Source organism: Verrucomicrobiota bacterium, from assembly GCA_027622555.1.
GTDB lineage: Bacteria > Verrucomicrobiota > Verrucomicrobiia > Opitutales > UBA2995 > UBA2995.
Genome location: JAQBYJ010000003.1, coordinates 117,853 through 125,987, shown reverse-complemented (window position 1 = coordinate 125,987; position 8,135 = coordinate 117,853). Strand labels below are relative to the sequence as shown.

Below are 8,135 nucleotides of genomic sequence, written 5' to 3'. Positions count from 1 at the left end.
CATCAACCAGCATCTTTGTAGTGTAATCAAGTCTTCTTTTTAGGACGCTAATTCAGAAACAAAGGGATATCAAAAAAAAAGTCGTTCAAGGCAATTGTCGCAGAACTATTTTAACAATAATTTCAACCGTTAGAACCCTCTTCGATTAAAACAGGAAAGGAGCCGTAGTGAAGACTTTGTTGTCCTGAAATTCTTTAATTCCTAAATTGGTTTTACGCCAACTGATTAATCGTATTTCCCAATTCAAAGCAGTGGACAAAGAAACTGTATCCCCCATACGTACAAAACGGATGTATCGAAGGCTTTCCTGCATTACTTAACTTTCAGCGTGGGGATGTAAAAACCTAAAATTCCGAAACGACACACGACCCAACATTAAGGCTTTCAACAAGCTCATAGAGAGAATCCCTAATCCTTTTTTAGGGAATTTCCATATGGACATCTAGGATTTTTGCTGTAGTTAATAAGCGATCAACTTTTTACGAATTGTAGAAAATTATTAACTACGCCTTTAAAGGCCAAAGACTTAGAAAATGCCAATCCAGGAAATCTCCTCGGAATTAGATTCTCTTCTTCAGAAGGGAGAGACGGTGTATTGGCAAGCCACTGAAAACCGTAAATCGGTAACGAAACTCTCAGCATGGGCAAAGGAAGTCCTGGGAAACAAGGTGGAAACAACTTCTACAAAGAAGGATTGGTTTAAACATATTCACGCCTCAGACAAAGTGAATGTATTAGAAACAATTGGCAACAACGACGGGAATGAAGTCTATTCAGTCGAATACAGATGGGCGAAAACAGAAGGCTGCTATGTTTGGTTACGAGAAATTGGGATAAGACGAGAACCCGGTTCGCCGGATTTTGAAGGTCTTCTTTACAACATTAGCAGCCAAAAAGAATCCGAAAAAAGAACGCTCAATATTTCAGAAAGAGAAAAGCGAAAACTGGGTCGGGAGTTGCACGACGATCTATGCCAACAGATGGCAGGTATGCTTTTCTTTACCAACAATCTGGTCTATCAAATCAAAACAGGGAAAGATCCTGAAACTCTCATTGAAGCTACTACGGAAATAAAGAAGCAACTGCAAATCAGTATAGAAAAAACAAGATGCCTTTCTCATGGCTTAAATCCTGTCAGTTTGGCTAGAAAGACTTTCCAGGAATGTTTGGTTGAGCTTATCCAGCAGACCCAAACTCTATATTCTATTAATTGTCAGTTCCAAATGGCGTCTAATTTAACAATCCAAAATCAGGAAATTGCTACGCATCTATTTCGGATTACCCAAGAGTCCATTAATAACGCCGTTCGTCATGGCGGTGCCGATACCATAAGTATTACTTTACAAAAGGAAGAAAACTTTGGTATTTTGACTATTCAGGACAATGGTTCAGGTTTCGAATCTGACCCTCAAAACTCAGACGGGATGGGCTTACACAATCTTAGAAGTAGGGCCGGAATGATTAATGCTTCAATACATATTGGGAACAACAAGGACAAAGGGGTATCCGTTATTTGCAAATTTGACCCCAACACTATCGAACTATGAGCGCGCCTTCAAAACCTAAAGGACGAATGATAAATATCTTCTTGGTGGATGACCATCCATTGATCAGGAAAGGCTTATCCCAATTATTGGGGCAGGAAGAAGATATGCAAATCTGCGGAGAAGCCGAAGATGTCTCGTCAGCATTGAAAGGAATTCCTGCAACCGGTCCCGATTTGGTAATTGCCGACATTTCCCTAAGGGGAAATAACGGATTGGAATTGATTAAAAATATCAAGGCCCTTTATCCCCACTTAAAAGTCTTGGTCTTCTCGATGCACGACGAAGTTGTGTATGCTCAACGAGCTTTACGGGCCGGAGCGCGTGCTTATGTCATGAAGCAAGAGGATGCCGAAAAGATTAAAGCAGCCATTCGCAGGATCATGGAGGGAGACATCTACGTAAGCCAAAGAGTTTCCGACCAGTTACTCCATCAAATTGTAAGCGGATCAGCTTCAACAAACCAGTCTCCTGTAGAGCGCCTGAGCGATCGCGAGCTTGAGGTGGTGCAATCTATAGGAAACGGATTGTCGACAAGGGAGATCGCAGGAGCCCTGAATGTCTCTGTGAAAACCGTAGAGTCCCATCGCGCTCACATTAAGGAGAAATTAAACCTCAAGAATGCGACTGAGCTTGTGCAGTTTTCTGTCCAATGGGTGGAGCACGAAAACAGCAAAATGCATTAAAGGAACGTTGCATTTCTCTGGTTAGAATTAGCCGAAAACTAATTTAAATAATACTCCCTAGCTCAAGCAAAACTTTGAAAGTGGACCGTTAAGGGGTTACCCCTAGGGATCTTGGGGACTTTCCTGCAAAACCTGAACAGGGACTGGCCTGATTGTAAGGACAACACTCAATCGGTTAGTATGTAGATCGAGTTAATAGTTATCAAACTCATATCTGAGTCCGTCGGTACAATAAAACTGAGCAAAGATTTAACTCAATTTGCTCCCTGCTTGTGTGTGTGTGAAATGTGAATAACGAAGGTCTAAATAAAATTCTAATCGTAGAAGATCACCCGATTCTGGTGTATGGCCTACAACTGATAATTGAAAAAGAAGAAGGGTTCATGGTCAGTGGGGTGGTAAATACCAAGGATCAGGCAATGGATCTCCTTTCGAAATTGGATATCGATTTGATCGTGGTCGATATATCCCTTCAATACCAAGAAGGAATTTCTCTGATTAAAAGGCTTAAGAACTCAGAGTTTAAGGTCCCGGTTCTTTGTTTATCCATGCACGAGGAACTCTATTATGCAGAACAATGCCTGAGAGCTGGAGCAAGTGGTTTCATAACCAAATCTGAGCCCTGTGAGGTAATAATCAGCGGTATTCGAAGAATCCTGGATGGAGAAATATTTCTTAGTGAGTCCATTCGCCGCCAAATGCTAAAGCAGATGGGACATGGGCCTTCACCTTGGCTTAATGCTGCCGAAAGCATTCTAAGTAATAAAGAAATTCTCGTATTCAAATGTATTGGCCAAGGACTCAATAACCGAGAAATTGCCAAAAAACTGAATCTCAGTATAAAAACTGTAGAAGCTCATCGGTATCGGATTAAAAAGAAACTCAATCTCAAAAACTCGATTGAACTGATTCGATTTGCAATCCGAACAACGAGCGGCGAAGCGGCTATCCTTTGAAGGACTCTATGCGTATATAAAGGTGCGCTAGAATTCCAACACTGATTAGCTAAGTATTACCGAGCATTATTTTTCTGTAAATTATGCCCATTTAGGTATTTACACCTCAATCTATGCCTAGTCACTATTAGGTTTCCTCTTTAAATCTATTCATGCCTAAGATACTTTTAGTCGAAGACCTATCAGCCAGCAGAGAACTTTACTCAACGATGCTAAAGAACCTCAAGTACGAGGTGGTAGAAGCAGCAAGCGGTGAGGAAGGTCTGGAGATTGCTAAAGCAGAGGGTCAAACGTTTGATGTTTTGGTGACTGATTTAGTTCTTCCGGGAATTGGCGGATTGGAATTGGCATCCGAGGTCTACAACATGTGTCCAAAAATAAAAATTCTGATTATTTCTGGATACACGGAAGACATGGTTATTTTGGAAGATCACCTGAAAACAAACACCGTGTTTTTAGCCAAGCCTTTCGAAGTTGAATCATTGAACTCCAGAATCCAAAAACTTCTAGGATAAGTTCACGAGGCAGGTTAGCAATAATTCGCAATTTTCGATACCTAAGTCGCAGGTTAATACAAAACCTCAAAATTACGTTTTGACCCTGCCCTTTCATTTGTCAGGTATTTTCTTCGATGTCTAAAAGTTCTGCATACGCAGTTTTCGGCTTAACGCTACTCTTCTTCTGCTGTTTCTTTCTCTGGCCAATACTACAAATTTTGAAGGGTGGATTCCTGACCGCGGATGGGAGCTTTACACTCGTTTACTTTATCGAGGTATTTGCGAACCGCATTTATCTGGAAGGTCTAAAAAATGCGTTTGTCATAGCCTTCCTAACAACTTTTTTGTGCTTCCTGATTTCAGTGCCTCTGGCCGTTGTATCAGATAGATGTCAATTTAAGGGGAAAAGCTTCTTACAAAGCCTCCTGCTTATTCCCATTATTCTTCCACCTTTTGTCGGAGCCATCGGAGTAAAACAGATATTTGGGCAATATGGGGCGGTTAATGCCTTTCTTCAATCGATAGGTATACTACCTGAAGGCAGCACTATTGATTGGATCGGATTTAATCCATTTTGGGGTATAGTCATTTTAAATACGCTCCACCTGTATCCGATCATCTATTTAAACGCAGTCGCAGCCCTTGCAAATATAGATCCAAATATGGAGGAGGCAGCAAAGAACTTAGGTTCTACAGGGTTTAATAAATTCAGAAAGATTACCCTCCCGTTAATACGCCCAGGTCTATTCGCAGGGGGAACTATCGTCTTCATTTGGGCATTCACGGAGCTAGGTGTACCTTTAATCTTTGATTATTCACGCATCACCTCGGTACAAATTTTTTATGGAATTAAAGATATCGGCGGGAGCCCATTTCCATACGCCCTTGTTGCGGCCATGCTACTGGGATCAATGCTCATTTACGCGGTCGGAAAAGGCGTTTTTGGCAGAAGTAGCTATGCGATGATGGCTAAGGCGACCCATGCCTCCAGTAGTAGGGTCCTGGGACCCAAAAATACTCTGTTGTGCTGGTTAGGCTTTCTAACCATAATTGGCTTAGCCACCCTACCCCATTTCGGCATAGTCATTCTTTCTTTTGCTCCCGATTGGTATGCCTCTATTCTTCCTTCAGATTGGACGCTTGCCAACTATGATCTAGCACTGGGACATTCTTTAACCGTTTCCTCGATAGCAAATAGTCTGAAGTATGCATCCGTTGCCACCGTACTTGATTTAATTTTAGGCATCTGCATCGCCTATGTTTTGGTGAGAAGCAAAATTCCAGGCAAGGGACTCCTGGATGCATTGGCCATGCTGCCACTTGCAGTACCTGGATTGGTGCTGGCATTCGGATATCTCGCAATGAGCCAGGAAGGGAAACTCTTTGAATTCTTAAATCCAATCGAAAATCCGACCCTCCTTCTCATCATAGCCTACGCAATTCGAAGGCTCCCCTACATCGTCAGAAGTGCAGTTGCAGGCTTTGAACAATCAAGTGAAGCCTATGAGGAAGCTGCACAGAATCTCGGATGCCATCCAACAAAAACTATTGTTAAGATTACTCTGCCTTTAATTATGGCAAACCTGTTGGCAGGAGCTCTCCTTTGCTTTTCATTTGCTATGCTCGAAGTTTCGGACTCCCTTATTCTCGCCCAGAAACAGGCATTCTATCCTATTACCAAAGCTATATACGAACTCTTCCAACTCCTCGGCGACGGACGCTTTGTCGCCGCCGCTCTTGGTGTCTGGGCGATGATCTTCCTGGCTATCTGCATCATGGGCGCGAGCATGATTCTAGGGAAAAAACTAGGAGCTATTTTCAGGGTTTAATCAGGCTACGAGTTTAGCTGATTTAATAACTAAACCTGATTCGCCCACCTCCACCTCAACAACGCTGCCGGTAGAAATCTCTCCGGAGATGAGCTGCCGAGCAAGCGCGGTTTCAAGATGCTTCTGCAGGAAACGCTTTAGTGGACGAGCTCCGTATACGGGATCAAATCCTTTTTCAGCGATCCAGGTCACTACGGGATCTGCGACCTTCAGTTCGATACTGCGATCCTTCAATCGTCCTGAAAGTTCCTTCAATAACAGATGAACAATCTTCTCAATTTCTTCCAGCTGGAGCGGCTTGAAAATCAGAGTATCGTCAATTCTGTTTAGAAATTCCGGCCTGAAAAGACTACGAATATCAGCAAAGATGGATTCTTTCACCGAATCTGAAATAACACCATTATCCACGGATTCCATCAAGCGTTGGCTCCCAAAATTAGACGTCATGATAATAACGGTATTCTTGAAGTCTACGGTTCTTCCATGGGAGTCGGTGATTCTTCCATCATCCAAGATCTGCAGCAACACGTTGAATACATCGGAGTGGGCTTTCTCAATCTCATCGAAAAGAACCACGGAATACGGTTTCCGACGAACGGCCTCGGTAAGCTGCCCTCCATCCTCGAAACCTACATAGCCGGGAGGCGCTCCAATCATGCGCGATACAGAGTGCTTCTCCATATATTCGGACATATCAAGACGAACGATGTTATCTTCGCTATCGAACAAAGTTTCAGCTAAGGTCTTAGCCAATTCCGTCTTACCAACACCTGTAGGACCCAGAAAGAGAAACGAACCAATCGGCTTACCAGGATCCTTGATCCCAGAACGAGCGCGCAAAATAGATTCAGTTACAGCTGTTACAGCTTCATCTTGCCCGATAACGCGTTCATGAAGTGACTCGTCCAGGTGAAGCAACTTTTGCTTTTCACCTTCAAGCAAACGAGTTACCGGAACTCCCGACCATCGTGAAACGATATCTGCGATTTCCTCCGAAGAGACTTCTTCTTTTATCAGTTTGGAATTCTCAGAAGCAGTCTTCTCAAGCTCAGCTAATGCCTCTTCCATTTTGGGAATTTCGCCATGTTTAAGAACCGCAACTTTGTTGAGATCGTAGGACCGCTCAGCGATCACCATCTCTTGTTTGGCTGATTCAAGCTTTTCACGCAATTTCTGAACGTGAGAAAACTGATCCTTCTCTTGCTGCCATTGACGTCGAAGAGTTTCGTATGTTTCTTTTAGATCAACCAACTCTTTTTTGAGATCAGAAAGTCGCCGCTTACTCGCATCGTCTTTTTCCTGCCTAAGAGCTGCATCTTCAATTTCCAATTGCATGACCTTGCGTTGGAGAGAGTCCAATTCTGCTGGCATGCTATCCATTTCAGTACGAATTGTCGCACAAGCTTCATCCATCAAGTCGATGGCCTTGTCCGGTAGGAATCGATCCGAAATGTAACGATGCGAAAGAACCACGGCATTGACCAAGGCATTATCCTGGATACGAACACCATGGTGCACTTCGAAGCGTTCCTTCAGTCCACGAAGAATCGAAATTGATTCTTCAATGCTGGGTTGATCCACTTGGATAGTTTGAAAACGCCTTTCCAGGGCTGCATCTTTTTCGATGTGTTTTCGGTATTCATCCAAGGTCGTGGCTCCAATACAATGCAATTCGCCCCGAGCCAACATCGGCTTTAGAAGGTTCCCGGCATCCATAGCACCTTCGACTTTTCCAGCACCTACAACCATGTGCAATTCATCGATGAACAGAATGATTTGTCCTTCGCTGTCCTTAACTTCTTTCAACACAGCTTTGAGCCGCTCTTCGAACTCTCCACGGTACTTGGCTCCAGCAACCAGAGATCCCAGATCCAGAGAAAAAACTTTCCGATCCTTGATCCCCTCAGGTACATCGCCTCGCACAATTCTCTGAGCAAGGCCTTCGATGATAGCTGTTTTTCCAACACCCGGTTCACCGATTAACACAGGATTATTTTTGGTTTTTCGAGATAGAATCCGAATTACACGCCGAATCTCATCATCCCTGCCAATCACAGGATCGATCTTGTTTGTCCGTGCCAGTTCAACCAAATCAACTCCGTATTTTTCTAATACGTTGTAGGTATTTTCGGGATTTTGATTTGTCACTCTTTGACTCCCGCGTAGCTCTTTGAGTGCCTTAAGCACGCCTTTCTTTTCAATATTGAAACTAGAAAACAAGCGCGCAAGTGGCGCGGGTTTGCCAATCTCTATTAATCCCAGCAGTAAGTGCTCAACGCTAATAAATTCGTCCTTGAGACGATTGGCTTCTTTTTCAGCTTCGGCGAAAGCCTGATTCAACGCTTGAGTGACGTAGATGCGAGAAACATCCACACTTCCTGAGACCTTAGGCTGATTTCCAAGCTCTCTATCAAGAGCCAGTGACAGAGCGTTGGGAGATAACGACAACTGTTTCAAGAGCTCTGGTACGACGCCATGCTCTTGCTCAACAAGGGCCTTCAATAAATGGAGCGTCTCAATCTCCGGATTGCCCAAAGATAAAGCGAATTGTTGAGCATCCTGAACCGCACGGGAGGACATTTCGGTAAATTTTTGAGTATTCATACTTTGGTAAAATGCACGA

At 43.4% G+C, this 8,135-nt stretch carries 6 protein-coding genes; 5 read left to right on the top strand and 1 reads right to left on the bottom strand.

All coding sequences use genetic code 11. From position 1 onward, the window contains the following. Positions 1 to 533: 533 nt before the first annotated feature. From O3C43_01845 to O3C43_01825, 5 genes are all read left to right on the top strand, one after another. Complete coding sequence (locus O3C43_01845) at positions 534 to 1,547, top strand: histidine kinase (protein ID MDA1065224.1); 1,014 nt, start codon at positions 534 to 536, stop codon at positions 1,545 to 1,547. Beyond that, positions 1,544 to 2,230: a response regulator transcription factor gene (locus O3C43_01840; protein ID MDA1065223.1), complete on the top strand. Its 687-nt coding sequence runs from the start codon at positions 1,544 to 1,546 to the stop codon at positions 2,228 to 2,230. The genes O3C43_01845 and O3C43_01840 overlap by 4 nt, the downstream gene beginning before the upstream one ends. A 287-nt stretch (positions 2,231 to 2,517) precedes the next feature. Continuing rightward, entirely contained in the window at positions 2,518 to 3,186 is a 669-nt protein-coding gene (locus O3C43_01835; protein ID MDA1065222.1) for a response regulator transcription factor, read from the top strand. A gap of 152 nt (positions 3,187 to 3,338) precedes the next feature. Then, positions 3,339 to 3,701, top strand: a complete 363-nt coding sequence (locus tag O3C43_01830; GenBank protein MDA1065221.1) for a response regulator — start codon at positions 3,339 to 3,341, stop codon at positions 3,699 to 3,701. 116 nt (positions 3,702 to 3,817) lie between these two features. Next, positions 3,818 to 5,512: an iron ABC transporter permease gene (locus O3C43_01825; GenBank protein ID MDA1065220.1), complete on the top strand. Its 1,695-nt coding sequence runs from the start codon at positions 3,818 to 3,820 to the stop codon at positions 5,510 to 5,512. Here O3C43_01825 and clpB read toward each other — a convergent pair whose 3' ends face one another. Beyond that, a complete protein-coding gene (gene clpB, locus O3C43_01820) occupies positions 5,513 to 8,116 on the bottom strand; it encodes an ATP-dependent chaperone ClpB (GenBank protein MDA1065219.1) in 2,604 nt (867 codons plus the stop codon). It lies immediately after the preceding gene. Positions 8,117 to 8,135 lie beyond the last annotated feature (19 nt).